At 50.0% G+C, this 480-nt stretch carries 1 protein-coding gene; it reads right to left on the bottom strand.

The genetic code is table 11. The annotated features are described in order from the left end of the window. Positions 1-480, bottom strand: a 480-nt coding sequence (locus PPL9_RS08785) for a hypothetical protein (protein ID WP_200962181.1), incomplete at both ends; no start/stop codon positions are given.

The raw sequence follows: 480 nt of genomic DNA on the forward strand, positions 1-480 counted from the left end.
TGCTAACATTGCCACTGGCGCTGCCAGCTCCTGGAATAAAGAGAGTGTCTTCTGCGTAACCGCCAATACCATCTGGAGTGAAGATGTAGATCTTGTCTTCAATCCCATCAAAGACGGAAGCAACAATCACTCCACTTGCATTCATTGAGAGGCCATGCTCACTAGGCATGCCACTAAAGATACCCTCAGGTACAGTCAGCTTGACTTCCGAATAGCTCCCGCCGTCTGTCGGAGTGAACACATAAATAGCTTTTTCGGCACTACCCGGAGTACCATCTCCGAAGGCACTAACCGCAACAACACCAGAGTTATTGATCGCAGTATTGGCACCGAAGTGGTTCAGGTCAGCGCCATCAGAAGCCACAAGTTTGGTCTCCGCATAACTGCCACCATCTGGCGTATAGACATAGACCGAACCGGATTCACTGCCCTTATCATCATCCCCAGAAGCACCAACAACCACAACTCCGTGGTCATTCA

The sequence above is a fragment of the Pseudovibrio sp. POLY-S9 genome (assembly GCF_001431305.1).
In the GTDB taxonomy this organism is placed as follows: domain Bacteria; phylum Pseudomonadota; class Alphaproteobacteria; order Rhizobiales; family Stappiaceae; genus Pseudovibrio.